The sequence below is a fragment of the Methylobacterium sp. ME121 genome (assembly GCF_000974725.1).
Lineage (GTDB): Bacteria > Pseudomonadota > Alphaproteobacteria > Rhizobiales > Beijerinckiaceae > Methylobacterium > Methylobacterium radiotolerans.
In genome coordinates, this window is sequence record NZ_BBUX01000040.1 from 1 (window position 1) to 25644 (window position 25644).

21 protein-coding genes are annotated in these 25644 nt (G+C 71.2%); 11 read left to right on the forward strand and 10 right to left on the reverse strand.

Translation table 11 applies throughout. The annotated features are described in order from the left end of the window. The 3 genes from ME121_RS21260 to ME121_RS21270 form a co-directional block, all read right to left on the reverse strand. On the reverse strand, positions 1-2524 hold a 2524-nt coding region (locus ME121_RS21260; RefSeq protein WP_491892854.1), incomplete at its 3' end, for an ATP-binding protein. A gap of 54 nt (positions 2525-2578) precedes the next feature. Next, entirely contained in the window at positions 2579-3853 is a 1275-nt protein-coding gene (locus ME121_RS21265; protein WP_012320619.1) for an O-antigen ligase family protein, read from the reverse strand. A gap of 113 nt (positions 3854-3966) precedes the next feature. Next, positions 3967-4974, reverse strand: a complete 1008-nt coding sequence (locus ME121_RS21270) for a CobW family GTP-binding protein (RefSeq protein WP_012320620.1) — start codon at positions 4972-4974, stop codon at positions 3967-3969. Between the two features lie 293 nt (positions 4975-5267). Between ME121_RS21270 and ME121_RS21275 the strand changes: the two genes are divergently transcribed. From ME121_RS21275 to ME121_RS21285, 3 genes are all read left to right on the forward strand, one after another. Beyond that, the gene (locus ME121_RS21275) at positions 5268-6590 is read left to right on the forward strand and encodes an efflux RND transporter periplasmic adaptor subunit (protein WP_024829173.1); all 1323 of its coding nucleotides are present in this window, start codon (positions 5268-5270) and stop codon (positions 6588-6590) included. Positions 6591-6606: 16 nt separating this feature from the next. Beyond that, positions 6607-9756 carry an efflux RND transporter permease subunit gene (locus ME121_RS21280; protein ID WP_024829172.1) on the forward strand — a complete coding sequence of 1050 codons (3150 nt, stop codon included), beginning with the start codon at positions 6607-6609 and terminating at the stop codon, positions 9754-9756. 152 nt (positions 9757-9908) lie between these two features. Continuing rightward, the gene (locus tag ME121_RS21285; protein WP_012320623.1) at positions 9909-11444 is read left to right on the forward strand and encodes an efflux transporter outer membrane subunit; all 1536 of its coding nucleotides are present in this window, start codon (positions 9909-9911) and stop codon (positions 11442-11444) included. A gap of 10 nt (positions 11445-11454) precedes the next feature. Here the strand turns inward: ME121_RS21285 and ME121_RS21290 are convergent, their stop codons facing one another. From ME121_RS21290 to ME121_RS21305, 4 genes are all read right to left on the reverse strand, one after another. Continuing rightward, positions 11455-12246 (reverse strand): flagellar hook basal-body protein, encoded by a 792-nt coding sequence (locus tag ME121_RS21290; protein ID WP_012320624.1) that lies wholly within the window; start codon positions 12244-12246, stop codon positions 11455-11457. Positions 12247-12380: 134 nt separating this feature from the next. Then, positions 12381-12863 carry a secondary thiamine-phosphate synthase enzyme YjbQ gene (locus ME121_RS21295; protein WP_012320625.1) on the reverse strand — a complete coding sequence of 161 codons (483 nt, stop codon included), beginning with the start codon at positions 12861-12863 and terminating at the stop codon, positions 12381-12383. Next, complete coding sequence (locus ME121_RS21300; protein WP_058607596.1) at positions 12860-14578, reverse strand: cisplatin damage response ATP-dependent DNA ligase; 1719 nt, start codon at positions 14576-14578, stop codon at positions 12860-12862. The genes ME121_RS21295 and ME121_RS21300 overlap by 4 nt, the downstream gene beginning before the upstream one ends. Continuing rightward, positions 14575-15630 (reverse strand): ligase-associated DNA damage response exonuclease, encoded by a 1056-nt coding sequence (locus tag ME121_RS21305; RefSeq protein ID WP_059409555.1) that lies wholly within the window; start codon positions 15628-15630, stop codon positions 14575-14577. The genes ME121_RS21300 and ME121_RS21305 overlap by 4 nt, the downstream gene beginning before the upstream one ends. Before the next feature lie 68 nt (positions 15631-15698). On the opposite strand from ME121_RS21305, the gene ME121_RS21310 reads away from it, so the two are divergent. Both ME121_RS21310 and ME121_RS21315 read left to right on the forward strand, forming a co-directional pair. Beyond that, entirely contained in the window at positions 15699-16646 is a 948-nt protein-coding gene (locus ME121_RS21310; RefSeq protein ID WP_059409556.1) for a class I SAM-dependent DNA methyltransferase, read from the forward strand. A 69-nt stretch (positions 16647-16715) separates the two neighbouring features. Continuing rightward, complete coding sequence (locus ME121_RS21315; protein ID WP_012320629.1) at positions 16716-17510, forward strand: YoaK family protein; 795 nt, start codon at positions 16716-16718, stop codon at positions 17508-17510. 22 nt (positions 17511-17532) lie between these two features. Here ME121_RS21315 and arfB read toward each other — a convergent pair whose 3' ends face one another. Together arfB and ME121_RS21325 are read right to left on the reverse strand one after the other, a co-directional pair. Next, a complete protein-coding gene (gene arfB, locus ME121_RS21320; protein ID WP_059409557.1) occupies positions 17533-17964 on the reverse strand; it encodes an alternative ribosome rescue aminoacyl-tRNA hydrolase ArfB in 432 nt (143 codons plus the stop codon). Positions 17965-18136: 172 nt separating this feature from the next. After that, positions 18137-18433, reverse strand: coding sequence for a BolA family protein (locus tag ME121_RS21325; protein WP_024829170.1), 297 nt, complete (start codon positions 18431-18433; stop codon positions 18137-18139). A 108-nt stretch (positions 18434-18541) separates the two neighbouring features. Between ME121_RS21325 and ME121_RS21330 the strand changes: the two genes are divergently transcribed. The 4 genes from ME121_RS21330 to cobT all read left to right on the forward strand — a co-directional run bounded on the left by ME121_RS21330 (position 18542) and on the right by cobT (position 22782). Then, a complete protein-coding gene (locus tag ME121_RS21330; protein ID WP_012320632.1) occupies positions 18542-19168 on the forward strand; it encodes a J domain-containing protein in 627 nt (208 codons plus the stop codon). A 208-nt stretch (positions 19169-19376) separates the two neighbouring features. Next, positions 19377-20360 (forward strand): cobaltochelatase subunit CobS, encoded by a 984-nt coding sequence (gene cobS, locus ME121_RS21335; protein ID WP_012320633.1) that lies wholly within the window; start codon positions 19377-19379, stop codon positions 20358-20360. A 5-nt stretch (positions 20361-20365) separates the two neighbouring features. Beyond that, positions 20366-20872: a DUF29 domain-containing protein gene (locus ME121_RS21340; protein ID WP_106427843.1), complete on the forward strand. Its 507-nt coding sequence runs from the start codon at positions 20366-20368 to the stop codon at positions 20870-20872. 5 nt (positions 20873-20877) lie between these two features. After that, on the forward strand, positions 20878-22782 hold the full coding sequence (gene cobT / locus ME121_RS21345) for a cobaltochelatase subunit CobT (RefSeq protein WP_012320635.1): 1905 nt from the start codon (positions 20878-20880) through the stop codon (positions 22780-22782). A 326-nt stretch (positions 22783-23108) separates the two neighbouring features. On the opposite strand, the gene rpmB is transcribed toward cobT, so the two are convergent. Further along, positions 23109-23411: a 50S ribosomal protein L28 gene (rpmB, locus tag ME121_RS21350; RefSeq protein WP_012320636.1), complete on the reverse strand. Its 303-nt coding sequence runs from the start codon at positions 23409-23411 to the stop codon at positions 23109-23111. Between the two features lie 378 nt (positions 23412-23789). Here rpmB and ME121_RS21355 point away from each other — a divergent pair, with 378 nt between their 5' ends. Beyond that, the gene (locus ME121_RS21355; protein WP_012320637.1) at positions 23790-24725 is read left to right on the forward strand and encodes a DUF3108 domain-containing protein; all 936 of its coding nucleotides are present in this window, start codon (positions 23790-23792) and stop codon (positions 24723-24725) included. A gap of 80 nt (positions 24726-24805) precedes the next feature. Continuing rightward, the gene (locus ME121_RS21360; RefSeq protein ID WP_012320638.1) at positions 24806-25096 is read left to right on the forward strand and encodes a DUF1330 domain-containing protein; all 291 of its coding nucleotides are present in this window, start codon (positions 24806-24808) and stop codon (positions 25094-25096) included. The last annotated feature ends 548 nt before the right edge of the window (positions 25097-25644 follow it).

Below are 25644 nucleotides of genomic sequence, written 5' to 3' on the forward strand. Positions count from 1 at the left end.
CACCCGCGTCGGCCGCGGCGCCCGAGGCCGCGGCGCCCTGCTCGGCGCGGGGCAGCACCAGCCGGAACCAGAAGGTCGAGCCCGCCCCCTCGCGGCTCTCGACCCCGATCTCGCCGCCCATGAGCGTCACGAGGTGCCGGGAGATCGCGAGGCCGAGGCCGGTGCCGCCGAAGCGCCGGCTGATCGAGCCGTCGACCTGGCTGAACCGCTTGAACAGCCGGTCCTGCTGCGCCGGCGCGATGCCGATGCCGGTATCGACCACCGAGAACCGGACCGTGTCGCCGGGCCGCCCGCCGGGCGCGCCGCCGTCGTCCTCCCGCTCCACGATCACCGTGACCGAGCCCTCGGGCGTGAACTTCACGGCGTTGTTCAGCAGGTTGAGCAGCACCTGACGCAGGCGCCCGGCATCGCCGACCACGAAGGTCGGCAGGGCCGGGTCGATCCGGGCCTCGATGGCGAGGCCGCTGCGGAGCGCGCTGCCCCGCACGATCGAGACCGTGCCGTCGACGATCGAGACCAGCGGGAAGGTGACCGGATCCAGGGTCAGCTCGCCCGCCTCGATCTTCGAGAAGTCGAGGATGTCGTTGACGACCGTCAGCAGGGCCGCGCCGGAGCTCTGGATCAGCTCCAGGCGGCGCCGGTCCTCGTTCTGGATCGCGTCGCCGTCGAGGAGCAGATCGGCGTAGCCCAGGATGCCGTTCAGCGGGGTGCGGATCTCGTGGCTCATGGCGGCGAGGAACTCGCTCTTGGCCGCGCTCGCCCGCTCCGCCTCGGTGCGGGCCGCCTCGGCGTCCCGCGTGGCGGTGCGCAGGGCCGCCTCGACCGCCTTGCGCTCGGTGATGTCGAGATGGAGGCCGACCATGCGCTGCGGCTGGCCGTCGGCTCCGGAGAGCGTCCGGCCCCGCGCGTAGAGCCAGCGCGCGCCGACCCGGAACTCGGCCGCGTAGGGGGTGCCGGACTCGACCGCCCGCCGGATCTCGGTCCAGACATCGGCCACGTCGTCGGGATCGATCAGCGCCGTCCACGCGGACGCCGAGATCGTGTGGGCACCGCCGGTATCCGGCAGACCGTGCATCCGCGCGCTTTCCGGGCTGAGGACGGCGAGCCCCGTGCGCATGTCCCAGTCCCAGGTGCCGGCCTCAGCGGCGTCGAGGGCGATGTCCAGCAGGCCGCGGGCCTCCTCGACGGCGAGCCGCGCCGTGACGATGTCGTCGACGTCGAGCGCGGTCCCGAGCCACTCCGCCACCGCGCCGTCCGCCGGATCGAGGCGAATCGGGATCAGCGAGAGCTTGTGCCACCGGTAGACGCCGTCGTGACGGCGGATCCGCCACTGGCCGCTGTATCCCGTGCCGGTCTCGACGGCCCGGATCCAGGCCGCTTCCATGGCGGCGGCATCCTCCGGGTGATTCCGGACGAGGCGCTCCGCGCGCTCGGGCCCGATCGGCCCGTAATAGGCCTGGAACTGCGCGTTCACGTAGGTCGCCTGGCCGTCCCCGACCCGCATGGTCCAGACGAGGAGCGGCAGAGCCTCGGCGAGGCCCCGGTAGCGCAGCTCGCTGCGGCGCACCTCGTCCTCGGCGCGCCGGCGCTCGGTCACGTCGATCAGCACGCCGAAGAGGCCGGCGCTCGCCCCCTCCCCCCGGGCCATGCCGCGCACGACGACGTCGCGGAGTTCGCCGTCCGGCCGCAGCAGCCGGGCCTCGAAATCGAACCGGGTCCGACGGGCGACCGCGTCGGCGACGATCGCCTCCAGCCGGGCACGGTCGTCGGGATGGTAGATCTCCGAGAAGACGTCGAGGTGCGGCGGCGGGGTCGCGGGGTCGCGGCCCGCGATGGCGTAGAGGCTGGCCGACCAGACCGGCTGCCCGTCCCCGAGCTCGATGCGCCAGTTCCCGACGCTGGCGAGCTGCTCGGCCATGGTGAGCTGGTGGTTCGCCGCCTCCTGGGCGCGGGCCCGCGCGTTGATCTCCCGGTGCTGCTCCCGGATGACCGCCTCGCGGATCGCCGCCTGCGCGATCTCCCGGTCGCGCCGGACATTGGCCTCCGTGAGGCGCAGATGCGCCACGACGACCTCGGCGAGGTCGCGGAGGGCAGCCGCTTCCTCGGGGGAGAAATCGGAGCGGGGCCGGGGATCGGCGAGGCAGAGGGTCCCGATCCGGAGGCCCGGCTGGAGACTCAGCGCGATGCCCGCGTAGAACCGGATCCCGCCCGGTTCGGCGGCGATGGTCAGGTCGCGGAAGCGCGCGTCGAGCCGGGCATCGGGGACCACCACGAGGGCGTCGCTGCGGATCGTGTGCTGGCAGAAGGTCTCCGCCCGCCGCAGCGTGGTCGGCAGCTCCGCGCAGGGGGTCTTGAGCCACTGATGCGTGTCGTCGAGGAAGGCCACGAACGCGGTGCGCACGCCGAACAGGCGGCGGGCCGTCCGGCAGACGGCCTCGAAATGCGGCTCGGACGGGGTCCCGAGGATCGCGAGGGCCTCGAGGGCCGCGAGCCGGTCGCGCTCGTTGTCCGGCTGTGTGTTCACGTACCGTCTCCGGGTGCCGATCGGCAGCTCGGCCGCCACCGAGCGATGCCGCGCCTAGCGCCGCGTTTCAAGCGCGCCTGCCTGCGGCGGCGTGCCCGCGCGCAACCGCGCGGCCTCCAGCGCCCAGACCATGCCCAGCATCATGTAGACGTGGCGCCACTTCTCGATGTCGATCTGGACCGCCTGCAGGAAGAACATCAGCAGCGCCGGCCAGACGATCTGGGCGTGCGCCCGGACCGGCGACGGCCGGGCCAGGAGCCGGAACCCGACGAGGCCGGTCGCCGCCACGAGGCCGATGAACACCGCGCCCCCGAGCCAGCCGCCGTTGGCGAAGGAGCCGATGTAGGAGTTGTGCGGTTCGAGCCCGAAGGTCAGCCGCCAGTGCATCGGCCCCATCCCGAACGGCCGCTCCAGCAGCATGGCGAAGCCGCGGATCTGGTTGCCGAAGCGCCCGGTCTCGCCCTGGTCGTAGTCCTGGGTCAGCGCCGCCCGGGTCTCGAACATCTTGTGGACGTGGTCGACCGAGAGCAGCCCGATCACCGCGGCGGTGCCGAGGACGAGGGTCGCGAGGGTCAGGAGCACGATGCGGCGGCGCAGGCGCGGGGAGGCGCTGCCGGCATAGACCGATCCCACCATCAGGAGCACCGCGACGACGCTCCCGCCCCAGGACCCGCGCGAGAACGACAGGAAGATGCCGGCCACGATGACCAGCAGGCCGGCGAGGGACACGAGCGGCCGGCGGGTGGAGCCGGTGAGCAGGCCGTGCATCAGGTAGAGGGCGCCCAGCGTCAGGAACGAGCCGAAGACGTTCGGGTCCTGGAAGGTGCCCGAGGCCCGGTCGTACTTGTAGAACAGGTCCTCGATCCCGAGCCATTGCAGGTAGCCGACGATGCCCAGCGCCGCCGAGAACACGCAGCTCGCCGTGTAGGCCTTGAGCGCCAGCTCCATCCGGGCGTGCGTGTCGTCCGCGAAGAACATGGCGAAGAAGATGCAGGTGATCGAGAGGTAGATCAGCTGCACGGTCCAGGTGACCGGGAAGTCCTCGTTCAGGTACGGCAGCAGCGCGGTGACGATGGCCGCGAGGTAGAGCAGGAGGAGCGCCACCAGGGGCACCGCCCCGCGGTGCAGCCGCACGCCGAGGCAGAGCCAGAGCAGGATCGTGGGGATCGCGACCGCGTCGTAGGGGGAGGTTTCCGAGAAGGCGAAGCAGGCGAAGAAGATGAACGCCGCGAACAGCGCCTTGGCCAGCCCCTCGACGGCCGCGATGAGCGGGACTCCGCCCACCGACCCGGACGGGACCGGGCCTGCGGGCGCTGCGGTGTGGGCCATGGATACGCGGGCTCCGCGGGCCGGTTACGCGGGCCCGCGCCGTCGGTGATGCCATCCAAACGTTGAGAATCGCCTTCCCGGCGCGCCGCGCCCATCGGCGGCGCACCGCCGGTTCAGGCGCGGCAGGCCTCGAAGCCCTCCTTGATCGCCGCCGGATCGAGGTTGCGGCCGATGAACACCACCCGCGAGACCCGCTCCTCGTCCTTGCCCCAGTCGCCCTGCACGTCGCCGTCGAGGATCATGTGCACGCCCTGGAAGACGAAGCGCTTCGGCTCGTCCGGGAAGGCCACGATCCCCTTGCACCGCAGGATGTCCGGCCCCTGCGACTGGGTCAGGTTCGAGATCCACGGCATGAACTTGTCCGGGTCGACCGCGCCCTCGATCTTCGCCGAGACCGAGCGGATGTCGGAATCGTGGTGGTGGTGGTGACCCGCCTCCAGGAAGTCGGGCTCGACGTCGAGGATGCGGTCGAGGTCGAAGGCGTTGCGCTCGAGCACGGCGTCGAGGGGCACCGCGCAGTTCTGCGTCCGGTGGAGCTTGGCAAGCGGGTTTATCGTGCGGATCTCGGCCTCGACGCGGTCGAGGTCGGCCGGGGAGACGAGGTCGCTCTTGTTGAGCAGGATCACGTCCGCGAAGGCGATCTGGTTCTTCGCCTCGGGCGCGTCCTTCAGGCGGTCGGACAGCCACTTGGCGTCGGCCACCGTCACCACGGCGTCGAGGCGGGCGGCCTCGCCGACATCCTGGTCGACGAAGAAGGTCTGCGCCACGGGGGCCGGGTCGGCGAGCCCGGTGGTCTCGACGATGATCGCGTCGAACTTGCCCCGGCGCTTGACCAGCCCGTCCATGATCCGGATCAGGTCGCCGCGCACCGTGCAGCAGACGCAGCCGTTGTTCATCTCGAACACCTCCTCGTCCGCGCCGACGACGAGGTCGTTGTCGATGCCGATCTCGCCGAACTCGTTGACGATCACGGCGTAGCGCTTGCCGTGGTTCTCGGTGAGGATCCGGTTGAGGAGCGTGGTCTTGCCCGCGCCGAGATAGCCGGTGAGCACGGTGACCGGGATCTTGCCGGCGGCTGAACCGGGAGCGGCCGGGACGGAAGCGTTGCTCGTATCGGACATGACGGGTTCTTCGGTGGCAGGTGCGGGATCGCGCGGGCCTGGACCCGCGAACGTTGTCATATTGTAACAAATCCCGTCAAAGGAAGACGGGGCCACACGGTTTCGCGACCGGGGCGCCGGATCGATTGCCTGTCTGACAAGCTTTGCTCTAGGCACGCGGGACCGCCGGAATCTTCCCGCGGCGCGCCATAGAAAAGCACCAGCGACCGCATTGATGTAGGCGTCGCCCGGTCACGAATCGTACTCTCGTCACGCAGCCCGGACTCTCGGCCCGGACCTAGAAGATCATCCGCATGGACGCCCGAAATCCGCTGGACCAGGACGAGGCCGTCACCGTGCCCGCGCGCGGGCGCCGGTGGCCCGGCCTGCTGGTCGCCGTCGTGCTGCTCGCGCTCGCCCTCGGCGCCGCCTTCGCGTTTCCCGACCGGACCCGCGAGACCGTCGCGCACCTCGTCGCGGCGGTGACCGGGATGTTCGCCCCGGGCAACCCCGACCCGGGCATCGACGTCGAGAAGGCCGGTCCGGTGGAGCGGGTGTTCCGGCCGTCCAAGGAGCAGCGCGCCGCCTTCGAGATCCTGCCGGTCGCCAACCTCGTGTTCCGGCCCGAAGGCACGGCCGAGGGACGCATCGCCCTCAACGAGGACGACAACGTCCCGGTGGTCTCGCCCTATGCCGGCCGGGTGACGAAGGTCCTGGTCCGCGCCGGCGACGACGTGAAGGCCGGCGACGTGCTGCTGACGCTCGAGGCCACCGACATGGTCCAGGCGCAGAACGACTATCAGGCGGCCGTGAACAACCTCCAGAAGCAGCAGGCGCTCCTGAAGCTCGACCAGACCATCGCGCAGCGCCAGCAGGAGCTGTTCCAGGCCCACGCGACGGCGCTGAAGGACTACCAGTCGGCGCAGAACGACGTCATCGCCGCCCAGAGCGACCTGAAGACCGCCGAGGGCGCCCTCGACGCGGTGAAGAGCCGCCTGCGCCTGTTGGGCAAGACCGACGCCGAGATCGCCGCCTTCGAGAAGAAGGGCACGATGAGCGCCGAGACGCAGATCCGGGCGCCGATCGCCGGCACGATCGTCCAGCGCAAGGTCGGCATCGGACAGTACCTCTCCGCCTCCAGCGACCCGGTCTTCGTGATCGGCGACCTGTCGACGGTCTGGCTCGTGGCCAACGTCCGCGAGAGCGAGATCCCGAAGATCCGCATCGGCCAGGAGGTCGAGGCGAAGGTGGCGGGCTTCGGCGCGCGGGTGTTCAAGGCCCGGGTGAACTACATGGCCTCCAGCCTCGACCCGGCGACGCGGCGGCTCGCCGTGCGCAGCGAGGTCGACAACCCGGACCGGGTGCTGCGGCCGGAGATGTTCGCCACCTACACGATCATCACCGGCAAGGGCGAGCCGAGCCCGAGCGTGCCGGTGGCCGCCATCGTGTACGAGGGCGACCGCACCCACGTCTGGGTGGCCCGGCCGGACGGCGCCGTGGAGGCGCGCGACATCAAGCTCGGCCTGATCAACGGCGACAACGCCCAGGTCGTGCAGGGCCTGCGCGCGGGCGAGCAGGTCGTCACCCGGGGGGCCCTGTTCATCGACCGGGCGGCCACCGGCGACAAGGCGTCCTGAGCGGGGATCCGGTCCGATGAACGCCCTGATCGCCTTCTCGCTGCGCCAGCGCGTGCTGGTGGTGCTGCTGTTCGTCGTGATGCTCGGCGTCGGCTACGGCGCCTACACGCAGCTCAACATCGAGGCCTACCCGGATCCGGTCCCGCCGCTCGTCGACGTGATCACCCAGAACCCGGGCCAGTCGGCCGACGAGATCGAGCGCTACATCACCATTCCCCTGGAGGTGGCGCTCGCCGGCATCCCGAACGCCCAGGTGGTCCGGACGATCTCGCTGTTCGGCCTCTCGGACGTGAAGGTCCAGTTCAACTACGAGTACACGTACGAGCAGGCGCTGCAGCGGGTCCTCAACCGCCTGTCGCAGGCCCCGACGCTGCCCAACGGCGCCACGCCGCAGATCTCGCCGACGAGCCCGGTGGGCGAGATCATGCGCTACAAGCTCGTCGGCCCGGCCGGCTACTCGCCCATGGACATGAAGACCCTGCAGGACTGGGTGCTGCAGCGCCGGTTCAAGGCGATCCCCGGCGTCGTCGACGTCACGGCCTTCGGCGGCAAGGCCAAGGAGTACGAGGTCGCGGTCGACCTGAACCGCCTCCAGGCCCAGGGCCTGACCCTGGTGCAGCTGACCAACGCGCTGAACAACGCCTCGATCAACGTCGGCGGCCAGACGCTGAACGTCGGGCAGCAATCGGCGGTGGTGCGCGGCATCGGCCTGATCCGCGACATGGACGACATCCGGGACACGATGATCAGCCTCGTCAACGGCACCCCGGTGCTGGTGCGGGACGTGGCGGAGGTGCGCGTGTCGAACGCCCCGCGCCTCGGCATCGTCGGCCACGACAACCAGCCCGACATCGTCGAGGGCATCGTGCTCATGACCCGCGGCGGCAAGAGCCTGCCGACGCTGGAGCGGGTCGAGGCCGAGATCGACAAGATCAACAGCTCCACGATCCTGCCGCCCGACGTGAAGATCGAGCGGATCTACGACCGCTCGGGCCTGATCCACACCACCACCCACACGGTGATGCACAACCTCGTCTTCGGCGTGGTGCTGGTCTTCGTGGTGCAGTGGCTGTTCCTCGGCTCGCTCACCAGCGCGATCATCGTGGCGGCCACGATTCCGTTCGCGCTCGGCTTCGCGATCCTGATCCTGGTTGTGCGCGGCGACTCGGCCAACCTCCTGTCGCTCGGCGCGATCGATTTCGGCCTGATCGTCGACGCGACCGTGATCATGGTGGAGAACGTCTTCCGCCACATCGCCGAGCCCGACCACGTGAAGGGCGAGGCCCCGCCCAGCGGCCTGACGGGCCGGCTCGGCACCATCGCGGTCGCCGGCCGCGAGGTGAACCGGGCGATCTTCTTCTCGGCGACCATCATCATCGTCGGCTTCCTGCCGCTGTTCACGATGACCGGCGTCGAGGGCCACATCTTCGGGCCGATGGCCAAGACCTACGCGTACGCGCTGCTGGGCGGCCTGCTCGCGACCTTCACGGTCTCGCCCGCGCTCTCGGCCCTGATGCTGCCGAAGAAGCTCGAGGAGCGCGACACCCTGATCGTGCGGGTGCTGCGCGTCGGCCACGAGGCGGCTCTGCGCTTCGGCCTGCGCAACCGCGTCCTGGCGATCGCCGTGATGCTGGCGGTGCTCCTGGTTTCGGGCCTCACGGCCCGCAATCTCGGCCTCGAGTTCCTGCCGCGTCTCGAGGAGGGCAACCTCTACGTGCGCGGGACGATGCCGTCCTCGATCTCGCTGGAGGCCGGCAACGCCTACGTCCAGCGCATGCGCAAGATCTTCCAGGAGGTTCCGGAGGTCACCACCGTCCTGTCGCACCAGGGCCGCCCGAACGACGGCACCGACGCCACCGGCTTCTTCAACGTCGAGATCCTGGCGCCGCTCAAGCCGATCGACCAGTGGCGCAAGGGCCTCGACAAGGAGACGCTGATCCAGGACCTCAGCAAGAAGCTGGAGGCGGAATTCCCCGGCATCGAGTTCAACTTCTCGCAGTATATCGAGGACAACGTCCAGGAAGCGGCCTCGGGCGTGAAGGGCGAGAACTCGGTCAAGATCTACGGCAACGACCTCGCCCAGCTGACCAAGACCGCCAACGCCGTCAAGGCCGCGCTCGCCACCGTCCCGGGCGTCACCGACCTGTCGGTGTTCGAATCCCTCGGCCAGCCGACGGTGCGGATCGACGTCGACCGCCACAAGGCCGCGCGCTACGGCCTGTCGATCGGCGACGTGAACACCACGATCCAGGCGGCGATCGGCGGCCAGACCGCGGGCGACCTCTACGAGTACGGCTCCGACCGCCACTTCCCGATGCGGGTGCGGCTCGCCAAGGAGTACCGCTCCTCGCTCGCGGGCATCCGCAACATCGCGGTCGGCGCCCAGAACCCCAACGGCGGCGTGATCCAGGTGCCGCTCTCCGAGATCGCCGACGTCGACCTCGTCTCCGGCGCCTCGTTCATCTACCGCGAGGACCAGCAGCGCTATATCCCGGTGAAGTTCTCGGTGCGCGGCCGCGACCTCGGCAGCGCTGTGCTGGAGGCCCAGCGCAAGGTCGCCGATGCGGTCGACCTGCCGCCGGGCTACCGGCTGGAATGGGTCGGGCAGTTCACCAACCTGAAGGAGGCGGCCGCTCGCCTCAGCCTCGTGGTGCCGATCACGCTGCTGCTGATCGCGCTGCTCCTCTACATCAACTTCTCGTCGGTGGCCGACATGCTGCTGACCCTGTCGGTCATCCCGATGGCGATGATCGGCGGCATCTTCGCCCTGGCGCTGACCGGCACGCCGTTCTCGATCTCGGCGGCGATCGGCTTCATCGCGCTGTTCGGGATCTCGACCATGGAGGGCGTGATCCTGCTCGCCTACTACAACCAGCTGCTCGACGAGGGCTGGAAGCGGCAGGAGGCGGTCTGGCACGCCGCCGTGGTGCGCATGCGCCCGGTGATGATGACCTGCGTGGCGGCCTGCGTCGGCCTGCTGCCGGCCGCGGTCTCCACCGGCATCGGCTCGCAGGTGCAGAAGCCGCTGGCGCTCGTGGTGGTGGGCGGCATCATCCTGGCGCCGAACCTGATCCTCGTGATCGTCCCGGTGCTGATCTCCCTGTTCTCCCGGCGTCGCCCGAACCCGGACGCCCAGGCGCGGCCCGCGCACCGGGCCGCCGCGTGAGCCGGCTCAGGAGCGCGCGCGGCGAGGCCGTCGTGGCCCCGCCCGTTGCAGGGGCGCCACAACGGCCTCGCCGCGCGCGCCATCTGGGAACGGTCGGATTGACTTGGCAGCGGGTCGCGCCGCTCTACCGAGGTGAGCTTTTCGGGGGCGGGATGGTGAGCTTTGCGCCGAGACGGTGCGGACGGGCGACCGCGTGGCTGGCGGCCTCCCTCGGCCTGTCGGCCTGCGCGGTCGGCCCGAACTACGTGGCGCCCGAGGCTCCGCCGGTCGGCCGCTACACCAAGGAACCGCTGCAGAATCCCTCCGCGGCCGACAAGATCCGGACCCGGCAGGGCGGCTCGGCCGACCAGAGCTTCGTCTCCGGCGCCGATATTCCTGGCTCGTGGTGGACCCTGTTCCACTCCAAGGCGCTGAACCGCCTCGTCGAGCAGGCGCTCGCCAACAACCCGACGCTGGAGGCGGCGCAGGCCTCCCTGCGGGTGGCGCAGCAGAACGTGCTCGCCCAGAAGGGCACGCTCTACCCGAGCCTGACCGCGACGCCGCAGATCCAGGGGGCGCTGGCGCCCGGCCTCGACCTGCAATCGCCCCTCAACAACCAGAACCAGTATCTCTACAGCCTGTCCACGCCGCAGGCGGTGGTCTCGTACAATCCCGACGTGTTCGGCGGGAACCGCCGGCAGATCGAGTCCCTGGAGGCCACCACCGAGAACCAGCGGTTCCAGCTGGAAGCGGCCTACCTGAGCCTGACCGCCAACGTCGTCGCCGCCGCGATCCAGGAAGCGTCCCTGCGCGCGCAGATCGACGCGACCCGCAAGGTGATCCAGGCGCAGACCGAGGTGCTGCAGCTCTACAACAAGCAGCTGTCGCTGGGTCAGATCGCCGGGGCCGACGTGGTGCAGCAGCAGGCAGCGCTGGCGCTGTCGCAGCAGCTGCTGCCGCCGCTGGAGAAGGCGCTCGCCCAGCAGCGCAACCTGCTGACCGCGCTGGCAGGACGCCTGCCCTCCGACGAGGTCTCCGAGACCTTCGACCTCGCCGCCCTGCGCCTGCCGACCCGGCTTCCGGTGAGCCTGCCCTCGCGGCTCGTGCAGCAGCGGCCCGACGTGAAGGCGGCGGAGGCCCTGGTGCAGCAGGCGAGCGCCAATGTCGGCGTCGCGGTGGCGAACCGCCTGCCGCAGTTCAGCCTGACCGCTACGGGCGGCTCCAGCGCCACGCGGATCGCGCAGGTGACCAGTCCGGGCGCGGCGTTCTTCACGATCATCGGGCAGGCGACGGCGCCGATCTTCGATGCCGGCACCCTGTTCCGGCGGCAGCGCGCCGCCGAGGAATCGCTGACGGAGGCGCAGGCGCAGTACAAGGCGACGGTGATCACCGCCTTCCAGAACGTCGCGGACGCACTGCGGGCGCTCCAGGCCGACGCGAAGGCCGTGGCCGCTGCCGACGCCGCGGTGAGCGCCACGAACCAGAGCCTCGCGCTGATCCGCAAGCAGTACACCGCCGGGGCGATCACCTCCTCGCAGGTGCTGATCGCCCAGCAGGGCTATCTCTCGGCGCTGGTGACCTCGGCGGCGGCGCGGGCCACCCAGTACGCCGACACCGCCGCCCTGTTCGTGGCCCTGGGCGGCGGCTGGTGGAACCGCGCCGACGTGGCGCCGCCCCCGCCCGAGAAGGACCCGCTGAAGTTCCTCTGACGGGGTCGCGTCAGGTGTACATCGCGATGGCGTCCTGCAGCATCTGGTCGGTGGTGCTCATGACCTTGGTGTTGGCCGTGTAGGCCTGCTGGGTCTCGATCATCTTCGAGAACTGATCCGAGATCCCGGCATTCGACTGCTCCACCGAGCCGGCCGTGACGGTCGCGCCGTTGAGGCCGTAGCTCGGTGTCCCGGACTGGCCGGTGGCCACGTAGGTGCCGCCGTCGAGGGAGGCGAGGTTGTCCTGCATGCCGAACTGCGCCAGCTGCAGCGTGCCGAGGGCCAGGGTGCTGCCGTCCGCGGCCGTGCCCGTGAGGGTGCCGGCGGGCGAGACCGCGAGGCTCGCCAGGGTGCTGGCGCCGGTCGGGACCTGCACGGGGGTCGTCGCCGAGGGGCCGGCGAACAGGTAGTAGCCCGCGCCGTTGGAGAGGTAGCCGCTGGCGTCCGGCGCGAAGTCGCCGCGCCGGGTGTAGCCGGTATCGCCGCCGAAGGCCGGGCTGTCCGGCGTCCCGGTGTTCTTCTTGACGATGAAGTAGCCGTTGCCCGAGATCGCGAGGTTGGTCGACACGCCGGTCGACTGCATCGTGCCCTGGATGTTGAGGCTGTTGCGCGTGCTCGGCAGCACGCCCCCGGCCAGCTGCGTGCTGTCGCCGGTCTCGGCCAGCATGTCGGCGAACCGCGTCTCGGTGGACTTGAAGCCCACCGTCTGGGTGTTGGCGATGTTCCCCGAGATGTTGTTCAGGGCCAGCGACTGCGCCGAGGCGCCGGAAATCGAGTTCGAGAGCGCAGTGAAAAGGCCCATCGGGGTCTCCGTTCGCCGGAGCGGCACGGTCCCCGATCCGACGGAGGCCGATAAGAGCCCGATATGGTTAACCGACGGTGTGTGACCGCGTGTTGCTGGGTCGGCGCGCCGCTCGCGCGACGCCGGCGGAGCGGTCACGCCCCGAGGACGCTCAGCACGATCTCGCGTCGGTGCGGCCGGTCGCGGTGCTCGATCAGGTAGATCCCCTGCCACGTGCCGAGCGCCAGCGCCCCGCCGACCAGCGGGATGGTCAGGGCCGAATCGGTGACCAGGGTGCGGATATGGGCCGGCATGTCGTCCGGCCCCTCGGCGCCGTGGACGTAGCCGGCCTGCCGCGGCGCGAACCCGTCCAGCGCGGTCATCAGGTCGGTCTGGACGTCGGGGTCGGCATTCTCCTGGATGGTCAGCGAGGCCGAGGTGTGCCGGCAGAACACCGTGACGAGCCCGTCCCGGACGCCGCTGCCGCGCACGAACTCGGCCACCGCCGCGGTGAAATCCGTGAAGCCCGGCCCCGGGGTCGCGACGGTGAGGCGGCCGCTGGCGTGGCGCGCCACCGGGCCGGAGGCCAGCGCCTCGACCGGCCCGATCCTGCCCTCCCGGCCGTGTCCCTGCCTCATGCGGTCTTCTCCATCAGCGTCGCGCCCGGCGCGATCTCGCGCTCGCCCCGGGCGAGGATCCGTTCGAGCACGTCGATCCGGTCGGCCTCCGCGGGCGGCTTGTCCCAGCGGATGCGGCTGACCCGGGGGAAGCGCATGGCCACGCCCGACTTGTGCCGGGTCGAGCGCTGCACGCCCTCGAAGGCGATCTCGAGGACGAGCCCGGCCTCGCGGCCGTGGGCGACCTCGCGCACCGGGCCGAAGCGCTTGGTGGTGTTGTTGCGGACGTAGCGGTCGAGCTTGGCGAGCTCGGCGTCGGTGAAGCCGTGATAGGCCTTGCCCACCGGCACCAGCTCGTCGCCGCCCTCGGGCGCCTCTCGCCAGACCCCGAACGTGTAGTCCGAGTAGAAGGACGAGCGCTTCCCGTGCCCGCGCTGGGCATACATCATCACGGCGTCGACGATGTGCGGCTCGCGCTTCCACTTCCACCACGGCCCCTTGGGGCGTCCCGGCAGGTAGGGGCTGTTGAGGCGCTTGAGCATCACGCCCTCGATGGCGTCGGCATCCGCGCCGGCGCCCACCGAGGCCGGATCCGCCCGGGCGGCCGCCAGGGCCTCCCAATCCGCGAAGGGCACGAGCGGCGAGATGTCGATCCGCGCGTGGTCGAGGCGCGTGACCAGCGCCTCCAGCTTCTGCCGCCGTGTTGCGAACGGCTCCCCGCGCAGATCGTCGCCCTCCAGGGTGAGGAGGTCGTAGGCCCGCACGTGGGCCGGGAACTCCTCCAGGAGCTTGCCCGTCACGGCCTTCCGGTTCAGGCGCTGCTGCAGCACGTTGAAGCTCTGCACCCGCCGCTCGCGGAGGATCAGCAGCTCGCCGTCGAGGGCGCCCGCGAAGGTGATGGCCTCGGCGAGGTCCGGGAACGCCCCGGTGATGTCCTCGCCGGTGCGGGAATAGACTTTCCCGACCTGCTGGCCGGCCCGGTCGAGACCGCCGACGAGCTGGACGCGGATGCCGTCCCACTTCCACTCGGCCGAGAAGGCCTCGGCCTCCAGCTTCTCGAGCTCGGCCTCCTCCTCGATCGGGTGCGACAGCATCGGCGGCCGGAACGGCGCGGGGTTCAGGGTCTCGGGCCGCTCGGCCCGGCCCTCGACCCAGGCGAACAGAGTCTCGAAGGGCGGGGTCAGGCCGTGCCAGACCTCCTCGACGGCGTCGGCGTCGTGGCCGCCCAGCGCGCCGACGGCCGTCTTGGCGAGCCGCGCCGACACGCCGACCCGCAGGTTGCCGGTGACGAGCTTCAGGAGCGCCCAGCGCCCGGTCTCGTCGAGGGCGTCGAGCCAGTCCGCGAGATGGCGGGGCAGCTCGCGCTTGGGGATGGTCGCGAGGGTCTCCACGACCTCGGCCAGGGTCGGGACGTGGGGCGGCGGATTGTTGTGGCCGGGGCCCGGCTCCCGCGGCGCCTCCGTCGGTCCCGGCCAGATCAGCGCCGTCGTCTCCGCGAGGTCGCCCACGTAGTTGTGCGAGAGCCGGAACAGCACCGGGTCGATCCGCTCCTCCACCAGCCCGCGGATCAGGGCCGGCTTGGCCTCGCGGAAGCTCAGCGTGCCGGTCATGGCGCCCAGCGCGTAGCCGCGCTCGGGGTCGGGCGTGCGCGCGAAGTAGTCCTGGAGCATGCGCAGCTTCGCGTTGCGGCGCGGCTCGTAGGCGAGGCGGTCGAGGAGATGGGCGAACTCGTTCACGCGGCCGCCTCCGCCTCAGAGTTCGCCTCCGAGGTCCCCTCGACCTCGCCGTCATCGCCGTAGCCGAGCAGGTGGAGCGGCTTCGCCCGGATGCCCTGCGTCCCGCACCAGTGGACCAGCGCGTCCTCCTGCCCGTGCGTCACCCAGACCTCCCCGGCGCCGGTGTCGCGGATGGTGCGGCACAGGTCAGGCCAGTCGGAATGGTCGGAGATCACCAGCGGCAGCTCGACGCCCTTCTGGCGGGCGCGGGCGCGCACCCGCATCCAGCCCGAGGCGAAGCAGGTCACCGGGTCGGGGAATTTGCGGGACCACAGGTCCTGGATCGACGAGGGCGGGCAGAGAACGATCGCCCCGTGCAGGTCCTTGCGCTCGGCGGCCACGACCTTGGGCGTTTCGCCCAGCGGCACGCCCTCCTCCTTGTACAGCGTGGTGAGCTTCTCCATGGCGCCGTGCAGGTGGATCGGGCGGTCCCAGCCCTCCTCGCGCAGGAGCGCCATCACCCGCTGCGCCTTGCCGAGCGCGTAGGCCCCCACGATGTGGGCGCGCTCCGGGAACAGTCTGACCGATTCGAGGAGCTTGCGGACCTCGCCCCGCGTGTCGGGGTGGGTGAAGACCGGCAGGCCGAAGGTCGCCTCGGTGATGAACACGTCGCAGGGCACGACCTCGAACGGCAGGCAGGTCGGGTCCGGCGCGCGCTTGTAGTCGCCCGAGACCACGACGCGGACGCCGTCCCGCTCGATGGCGATCTGCGCCGAGCCGAGCACGTGGCCGGCCGGGGCGAAGCGCACGGTGACGTCGCCGACGCGGAGCGCCGCCCCGAGCGGCGCCTCCTGCCGCTGGCGGCAGAAATCCGCGCCGTAGCGCACCGCCATGATCCGCAGGGTCTCGGGCGTCGCCAGCACGTGGCCGTGGCCCGCGCGGGCGTGGTCGGCGTGCCCGTGGGTGATGAGCGCGCGCTCCACCGGCCAGGTCGGATCGACGTGGAAGCGCCCGAGGGGGCAGTAGAGACCCTCGCGGGTCAGGGTGAGGAGATCGCTGGCGCGTATCGGCATCGGGTCCGTGCTGCCGGTGGAGTCCGCCGGTGGCCCCGGTATATAGGCGCCCCCGAACCGGCAGACGCATGGCCTCGCAGCTCAGTTCCGGCGACCTCCTCGCCGATCGCCGCTACCGCTACGCCGAGGCCTGCCTCGCCGACGGCGACCACGCGGGCGCCGCCGACCTCGCCGAGCAGGCCCTGGAGCGCGCCCCGCGCTACGCGCCGGCCTGGCTCCTGCTGGGCCGGGCGCGCGCGGGTCTGGCCACCTCCGGCACCGATCCGGCCCTGCGCGACGCGGCGGCGCAGGCCTACGCCCGCGCCCTCGACATCGATCCCGAGGACCGGCTGGGCGTGCGCGCGCATCTCGTCCGCCTGGGCGGCGGCGACACCCTCCCGGTCCTGTCGCCGGCCTATGTCCGCGCCCTGTTCGACGACTACGCGCCGCGCTTCGAGCGCCACCTCGTGGAGGGCCTCGGCTATGTCGGCCCGCAACTCGTCCGCGACGCCCTGCCGCGCGCTCCGGAGCGCTTCGCGGTCGCCCTCGATCTCGGCTGCGGCACGGGGCTGATGGGCGAGGTCGTGCGCGACCGGGTCGATCATCTCACCGGGATCGACCTCTCCCCCGGGATGCTGGCGCTGGCGCGGACCAAGACGGCGCGGGGTCGGCCGCTCTACGAGCGCCTCGTCGAGGGCGATGTCGCCGCCGCCCTGGCCGACCTGCCGGAGGCCTCGGCCGACCTCTGCCTCGCCGCGGACGTCCTGATCTACGTCGCGGACCTGGCGTCGTTCCTGGCGGGCGTGGGGCGGGTCCTGCGGCCCGGCGGCCTCGGTGCCTTCACGGTGCAATCCCACGACGGCCCCGGCTCCGTCCTGGGCGAGGACGGCCGCTACGCCCACGCGGATGCCCATCTCGCGGCGACGGCCGCCGTGTCCGGCTTGGAACGGCTGGCGGCGAGGCCCGCGGAAGTCCGGCGGGAGGGAGGACGGCCGGTACCGGGGCGCGTCGTTGTGTTGCGGCGCACATCGGCATGAAACCGCTCCGCTATTCGTCCATTGTCAGTCGACCGCGACTGGGCGCGGCGGCTCGATCGGGGGATCAGCATGGCGGAATACGGAAGTCGGACAGGCGGTGCAGCACCGGAGCGGAAACCTGAGCCTCCAGCCGACAAGTCGTTTCCCGCCGACCCGCGAACCCGAATTCCCTTCGCGATCGCCCTGGCGGCGCTCGCGGGCTGCGCCGACTCCATCGGCTTCCTGGAATTCTCGCAGCTCTTCATGTCGTTCATGTCGGGCAACACCACCCGCTTCGGCGTGGCGGTGGCCAACGGCGACTGGGAGAATGTCAGCCGCGTCGCCAGCACCATCTGCATGTTCTGCTTCGGCGCCTTCCTGGGGACGCTGATCGCCGCCTGGGTCGGGCGCTGGCGCCTCGCCGTGCTGCTCACGCTCCAGGCCCTGCTGCTCGCCGGCGGCCTGCTGATGCCCTGGGGTACCTTCGCCTACCCGCTGCACGCCTACCCGATCGTCCTGGCGCTGGGCCTCCAGAACGCGACGCTGCAGGACGAGGGCGGCCGCTCCCTGGCCCTCACCTACGTCACGGGCGCCGTGGTGCGTTTCGGCACGGGCTGCGCCAACCTGCTGCTCGGCACGGTGGCGCCCTCCTTCTGGATCCAGGCGCCGCTCTGGGCCGGACTGAGCACCGGCGCGGTCGTGGGTGGCCTGCTCGACATGCGCTACGGCGAATCGGCCTTCCTGTTCCCGGCGGCTCTGGCCGCCATCCTGGCCCTGATCGCGATCGCCCTCACCGTCGCCAAGCCGGGCAGCACCCTGGTCGCCGGATCGTCCCCGGCACCCGATGCCAGCCCGAAGGCCGAGGTCATCGACGCGATCCACTGAGACCCGACCGGGGCAGGTGGGGTCAGCCGTCGGAATCCCGGATGCTGCCCCGGCCCTGCTTGATCGCGGCGCGGCTCTTCTTCGTGCCGATGCGCCGCTCCTGCGAGCCCCGGGTCGGCTTCGTGGGCCGGCGGATCGGCGGCGGCGGCTTGGCCGCCTCCGCCACGAGATCGACCAGCCGCTGCAGCACGTCGGCCCGGTTGCGTTCCTGTGTCCGGTGCCGCTGCCCCGCGAGGACGAGGACGCCGTCCTTGGTCATCCGCCGCCCGGCGAGCCGCGCGAGGTTGGCCTTCACCCGCTCGTCGATGGCGGGGGACGCCAGCGCCGCCCAGCGGAGCTGGACGGCGGTCTCGACCTTGTTGACGTTCTGTCCGCCGGCGCCCGAGGCGCGCATGAAGGACAGCTCGATCTCGTCCTCGTCGATGGCGATGCGCGGCGTCACCCGCAGGGGCATGGCGGCCTCCCCGGCAGCGCGATGACGGCGCGCGGGCGGATGCGGATCGGCGGCTCCATCACCATATCTGTCCTGTGCTTCCCGCCCCGCTCACCGCGCCCCGTCGGAGCGATCTCCGGCAACCTCCCGGACGGAGCGACCCGGGCCGCGCCGCCGGTCGCCGCGCGTCGGCTCAGGCCGCCTCGGCCGGCGTGCGGGCGCGCAGCGCCAGGGCGTGCAGGCCCCGCTTGAACGCGTCGTCGAGCAGCGCGTTCACCAAGCGGTGCCGCTCGACGCGGCTCTTGCCCTCGAACGCCGACGCGACGATGTCGAGCCGGTAATGGGTCTCGCCCCCCGGCCGCGCTCCGGCGTGGCCGGCATGCAGATGCGACTCGTCGATCACGTCGAGCCGCGCCGGCGCGAGCTGCTCCCGCAGACGCGCCTCCATCCAGTCCCGCAGGGTGCCACCCGCGCCCGCACCGTCCGCCATCGTGCCCTCGCGTCGTGTCCGTGGGCGCCGTCAAGCCCGATCCCGCGCATGCGTCATCAGGCCCGGTGCCCTTGTGTCTCAGGTCCGCCCCCTCATAATCGGCTCGTCATGGATCTCAACTCGCGCCTGTTCGACAGCATCCGGATCAAACCGTCCTGCGACGAGCCGAAGGCCGCGGCCGAGGCCGTCTGCGAGAGTCCGGGCTGCACCCATCCGGGCCTCTACAGGGCACCGAAGGGGCGGAAGGCCGAGGGCCAGTACTGGCGCTTCTGCATCGACCATGTCCGCGCCTACAACGCCACCTACAATTACTTCGACGGCATGAACGACGCCGCCGTGCAGGCCTACCAGAAGGACGCGATCATCGGGCATCGTCCGACCTGGGCGATGGGCGTGAACCGGACCGGTCAGGCCAAGCCGGAGAACGAGCCGGCCCGCGACTGGGCCTACGTCGATCCGCTCGGCATCCTGCGCGGCGAGGGCGTCGGCGACGCGCGCCGGCGCGCCCGCCAGCCCGAGGAGCCGCGCAAGCCCAAACACTCGGCGACGGTGCGCCGCGCCCTCGACGTGATGGGCCTCGAGGAGGGGGCGGACTCGGCCGCCATCAAGGCGCAGTACAAGGTGCTGGTGAAGCGCTTCCACCCCGACGCCAACGGCGGCGACCGGTCGTTCGAGGAGCGCCTGCGCGACATCATCCGCGCCCACGACGTGCTCCGCGCGGCGGGTCTCTGCTGAGCGGCACGAACGATGCACGCCGGTTCGCAGCCAGGATAGGGCAAACCGCGCGGGGCGACCCTATATGGGATCCATGCCGGTCGGTGGCGCGCGAGCGCGCCGCCGTCTAAGGATGGCTCCGCCCCGCCGCGGAGGCCCGGCTCGACGTTCTTCCGCGCGGATGCTTCACTGTTTGGGAGTGGAGCGCCCGCGCCTCACGAGGTTCCGAATGCTCTCTGACGCTACGCCCGCCGCGCTGCCCGATCGCACCGTCTCCGTCCGCGATGTCTTCGGCATCGACCTCGACCTCAAGGTCCCGGCCTTCGCCGAGCCCGAGGAGCACGTGCCGGATGTCGACCCGGACTACATCTTCGACCGGGAGACGACGCTGGCGATCCTGGCCGGCTTCGCCCGCAACCGTCGCGTGATGGTCACCGGCTATCACGGCACCGGCAAGTCGACCCACATCGAGCAGGTGGCCGCCCGGCTGAACTGGCCGTGCATCCGGATCAACCTCGACAGCCACGTCTCGCGCATCGACCTCGTCGGCAAGGACGCCATCGTCCTGCAGGACGGCAAGCAGGTCACCGCCTTCCAGGACGGCATCCTGCCCTGGGCGCTGCAGAACAACGTCGCCCTCGTGTTCGACGAGTACGATGCCGGCCGCCCGGACGTGATGTTCGTGATCCAGCGCGTGCTGGAGCTCTCGGGCCGGCTGACGCTGCTCGATCAGAAGCGCGTGATCCGCCCGCACCCGGCCTTCCGGCTGTTCGCCACCGCCAACACGGTGGGCCTGGGCGACACGTCGGGCCTCTATCACGGCACCCAGCAGATCAACCAGGGCCAGATGGACCGCTGGTCGATCGTCACCACGCTCAACTACCTGCCGCACGACCGCGAGGTCGACATCGTGCTCTCGAAGGCGACCCATTACCGGGGCGACCAGGGCCGCGACATCGTCAACCGGATGGTGCGCGTGGCGGACCTGACCCGCAACGCCTTCATGAACGGCGACCTCTCGACCGTCATGAGCCCGCGCACGGTGATCACCTGGGCCGAGAACGCCGACATCTTCAAGGATATCGGCTTCGCGTTCCGGGTGACCTTCCTCAACAAGTGCGACGAGCTGGAGCGGACGCTGGTGGCCGAGTTCTACCAGCGCGCCTTCGGCAAGGAGCTGCCCGAGAGCGCGGTGAACGTCGCGCTGAGCTGACCCGCATGGAGGACGCGATGGCGCATCCGGCCCCCGCGCGCGAGGACGCCCCGGCGACTGCGCATGCCCGGGGACGGACGCGCCACGCGGACGATCTCTACACCTGGGTTCAGGAGCAGGTGGCACTGCTCCGCGCCGGCCGGGTGGACGCGCTCGACCTCGACAACATCGCCGAGGAGCTGAGCGACGTGGGCCTGAGCGAGTATTACCGGCTCCAGAGTGCGGTCGAAATCATTATCCTTCACATGCTGAAGTGGGACCATCAGCCGGAACGGCGAAGCCGCAGTTGGGCACTCAGCATCGCCGAGCATCGGGAGCGCGCCACGATCCAACTGCGGAAGAGCCCGGGCCTGAAGTCGAGCCTCAATGAGATTCGGCACGACAGCTTCCGGCTCGGTCGCCTCGGGGCAGCCCGGCAGATGAAGCGCTCGCCCAAAACCCTGCCCGCGGACTGTCCCTACAGCTGGGATGAGATCCTGAACCGCCCCTTCGCGTTCGAGGACGACCGGTAGCGCTGATGTCCATCTCCAACCGCAAACCCGGCGAGCGCCGCGAACCCGTGGCCGAGCCCCTGAAGCGCTCGGTGGCCGGGTGCCTGCGCGCCATCGCCCGGCGCTCCGAGGTCGAGGTCACCTACGCCACCGACCGGCCGGCGCTGACCGGCGACAAGGCCCGCCTGCCCGAGCCCCCGCGCAAGCTCTCGGCGCAGGACGTCGCGGTGCTGCGCGGCAACGCCGACGCCATGGCGCTGCGGCTCGGCTGCCACGACGTCGCCGTCCACCGCCGCCTCGCCCCCGAGAACAGCGCCGCCCGGGCGGTCTATGACGCGGTGGAGCAGGCGCGCGTGGAGGCGATCGGCTCGCGCCGGATGGCGGGCGTCGCCAGCAACATCTCGGCGATGCTGGAGGACCGCTATCACCGGGGCGGCAAGTACGAGACCATCACCGACCGGGCCGACGCCCCGATGGAGGACGCCGTCGCCCTGATGGTGCGCGAGCGCCTGACCGGCCAGAAGCCGCCCGAGGCCGCCACCAAGATCGTCGATCTGTGGCGGGAGCACATCGAGGCCAAGGCCGGCCCGAACCTCGACGGGCTACTCGGCTCGATCGAGGACCAGCGCAAGTTCGCCCGCTCGGTGCGCGAGCTCCTCACCTCCCTCGACATGTCGGACGAGACGCCGTTCGACGCCGAGGACGACGAGAACGACGACGAGAACGACGCCCAGGACGACGAGCAGAATCCCAGCGAGGGCGACTCGGAGGAGAAGAGCCAGGGCGAGCGCGCCGAGATCGAGACCTCCGAGGAGGCCTCCGACGAGATCGAGGAGGGCGCGCAGGAATCCGCCGACGCGCCGTCCGGTGAGTTGCCCGAGGAGGCCGAGGACGCGGAGTCGGAGGAGGCGTCGGAGGCGTCGCGCCCGCCGCAGCGGCAGGGCAACGAGGCGCGCGGGCCCGAGTACAAGGTGTTCAATCCGCGGTTCGACGAGGTCATCCACGCCGAGGAGCTGTGCGACGCCGACGAGCTGTCGCGCCTGCGCTCCTACCTCGACAAGCAGCTCTCGCATCTGCAGGGCGTGGTCGGCCGGCTCGCGAACCGGCTGCAGCGGCGATTGCTCGCCCAGCAGAACCGCGCCTGGGATTTCGACCTGGAGGAGGGTCAGCTCGACCCGGCGCGGCTGGTCCGCGTGGTCATCGACCCCTACCAGCCGCTCTCCTTCAAGCAGGAGAAGGACACGAATTTCCGCGACACGGTGGTGACGCTGCTCCTCGACAATTCGGGCTCCATGCGCGGCCGGCCGATCACCGTGGCGGCGACCTGTGCCGACATCCTGGCGCGGACGCTGGAGCGCTGCGGCGTGAAGGTGGAGATCCTGGGCTTCACCACCCGGGCCTGGAAGGGCGGCCAGAGCCGCGAGGCGTGGCTCGCCGCCGGCAAGCCGCCGAATCCCGGGCGCCTGAACGACCTGCGCCACATCGTCTACAAGTCGGCCGACGCGCCCTGGCGGCGCGCGCGCAAGAACCTCGGGCTGATGATGCGCGAGGGGCTGCTCAAGGAGAACATCGACGGCGAGGCGCTCGACTGGGCGCACAAGCGCCTGCTCGGGCGGCCGGAGCAGCGCAAGATCCTGATGGTGATCTCCGACGGCGCGCCGGTGGACGACTCGACCCTGTCGGTGAATGCCGGCAACTACCTCGAGCGGCACCTGCGCTGGATGATCGAGGAGATCGAGACGCGCTCGCCCGTGGAGCTCCTCGCCATCGGCATCGGCCACGACGTGACCCGCTACTACCGCCGCGCCGTGACGATCATCGACGCCGAGGAGCTCGGCGGGGCGATGACCGAGAAGCTGGCCGAGCTGTTCGAGGAGGACGGCGCGGCGCCGACCGGCCGCATGCTGCGCGCGGCGGGCGGGCGGCGCTGATCGCCGGTCCGACCTAGCCGCTGCTCTGGCTCTCGGGCCGTCCGATCCGGGGCCTCATCCCGAGGCGCCCGAGCGCCGCGACTGACGCGTCCCTACCGTCACCGCGAGCGAAGCGCAGTGATCCAGGGCGCCCCGACCCCGGTGGGCGCAGCGCCATTGGTCTGCTTCGCTCCGCCCGCGATGACGGCGGCGTCGGAGGCATCGACCGGAGACGGTATGCATGGGACTGTCCGGACAGTCTGCCTGTCGCGCAAGCGGAAACCGCCGCGGCCCCGAGGGTCACGGCGGTTGAAACCATCCGGTCAGGAACGGTGAAGCCCGACGACTCAGGCCGCGGCGGCCGGGGTCTCGGCGAGCTTCTTGTGGATCTCGCGCTTCAGGAGGCGCGCGGTCTGCGACAGGTCGCCCTCGCCGGCCTTGATCAGGAAGGCGTCGAGGCCGCCGCGGTGCTCCACCGAGCGCAGGGCGTGCGCGGTGACCCGCAGGCGGACACGCTTGCCCAGCGCGTCGGACTGAAGGGTGACGTTGCACAGGTTCGGCAGGAACCGGCACTTGGTCTTGCGGTTCGAGTGGCTCACGAGGTGGCCGACCTGAACGGCCTTGCCGGTGAGTTCGCAGCGGCGCGCCATGATAAAAAACGATCCCGTCTCGTTCCGCCCGGTAGAGACCCGATCGCGGCCGGCGCGATCTTCGTCGCAGCGGGCGGCGCCCGTTGCGTGTTCCAGGTCCGGCGGAGTCCTGTTGAAGGCGCGAGCCTATAGGCGACGAAGGCGCGGTGCGTCAAGGTGCCGACGGGTGCCGGAGCCGCGCCCGACGCCCAACGGTCTGTTAACCACGATGCCGGGATATAGCCTTCTTCCACCTGCAGGAAGGCGCCTCTCCCCGCTCCGTGCGTCGCAGAGGACGCTGGCGAGCGGGTGTGTTCGAGAGGGCGCGTTCGAGCGAGTGTCTTGGCCCGCCCGCCCTGGGATGCGATCCGGATCATGAGCGCCACGCCAGTCCGTCGGATGATCAAGCCGTTGACCGAGCCGTCGACGAAGCACGCTGTCGGGCGGCTCGCGGGCAGCCTCCTCGCGGTCGCGGCCCTCGCGGCCCCGACCGATGCCGGGGCGCGGGTGTCGCGGGCCAAGCGGGCCGCGCCCGCCGCCGCGACCGTGGCGGTCGATTACGGCATCAACCTCGCCGGCCTCCCGATCGGCACGGCGCGCCTCGCCGGCTCCTTCGACCGCGACCGCTACATGATGGACGTGTCGGCGGTGCTCACCGGCCTCGTCGGGGCGATTACCGGCGGGAAGGGCTCCGCCCGGGCCTCGGGCAGCTTCTCGGCCGCGCCGCAGCCCGGCGCCTTCGCCATCGCCACTCAGACGGCGAGTTCCGGCATCGCGGTGCGCATGGCCCTGGCGCACGGCAACGTCGTCCAGGCCGAGATCACGCCGCCGTTGATCGACATGCAGGACCGCGTTCCGGTCACACCGGCCAACAAGCGCGGCATCATCGACCCGGTGAGCGCCCTGCTGATGCCGACCCAGGGGCGCGGCGAGCCCCTCGACCCGGAGAATTGCAACCGGACCCTGCCGGTCTTCGACGGCGCCACCCGCTTCAACGTCGTGCTGAGCTACGCCGAGACCCGCCCGGTGCAGAAGCCCGGCTATGCCGGCCCGGTACTCGTCTGCAACGCCCGCTACCAGGCGGTCGCCGGCCACCGCCCGGACCGGCCGGGGGTGAAGTTCATGGAGGAGAACCGCGAGATGTCGGTCTGGCTCGCCCCCGTCGAGGGGACGCGCGTCCTGATCCCGCTGCGCATCTCGGTGCTCACCACGATCGGCACCAACATCATCGAGGCCACGCGCTGGAGCCAGAGCGGCACGCCGACGACCACCGGCACGGCCGGCACCGGCGTGGCCGGCAACAGCGTCGCGCAGGCGAGCTTGGCCGGGCAGTAGCGCCGCCGCCCAGGCGTTTGACCGGCGGCCGGTTTCCCGGCACCTCGGCGCGGCGCGGCAGCCGCGCGGGGAGGTCAGCAGTGCCCAAGGGCTACATCATCGTCCGGATGACGGTCACCGATCCGGACACCTACAAGGACTACGCCGCCATGGCCTCCGAGGCGATGCGCCGCTACGGCTGCAAGCCGCTGGTGCGCGGCGGCCGGTGCGAGGCCCTGGAGGGCGAGGGCCGTCCGCGCAACGTCGTGCTGGAATTCGAGTCCTACGAGGCGGCGCGCAGCTACTACTTCTCGCCCGAGTACCAGGCCGCGGTGGCCAAGCGCCGGCCGGCGGGAATCGGCGAGGTGGTGCTCGTCGAGGGTGTCGACTGATCGACGTCTGGGTTGCTCCCGGATTCCGCGCGGTCCGCGAAACGCCCCTGGGAGGCGCGGAGCCGGACCTCACCGCTCTCCCGGCTCGCCGTGCCGGTGGGGACGCACGCGGCGAGGCCCGCAGCCGCGCGGGTGGAGGGAATCTTCACGTTCCCGGCGATAATGCCCGGATGTGCTCGCCTGCCCTCCGAATCGCCCTCGCCCTGGCCGCGCTCGCAGGCCCGGCCGCCGCACAGCCCCTGAGCGCCGGATCCGCCGATCCGGGCTGCGGCGGTGACGCCTTCTCGTCGGCCGAAGTGGTCGAGAACAGGCCGCCCCGCCGCGGTCCCCTCGTCGCGACTCCCGACACGCTCTGCGCCGACCTCGCGCCGCAGCCGGGCACCCCGACGACGCAGATCGATATCTACCCGATGATCACGCCGCAGATTGGACCTGGCGGCGGCGGCATCCCATATGGGGGAGGACCGTACCGGCCCTAACGTCCCCGACGCGGCCGGCCGGTCGGACCCGCCTCCCCGCCCGCGCCGCGACGGCGCCGCGACGGCCTT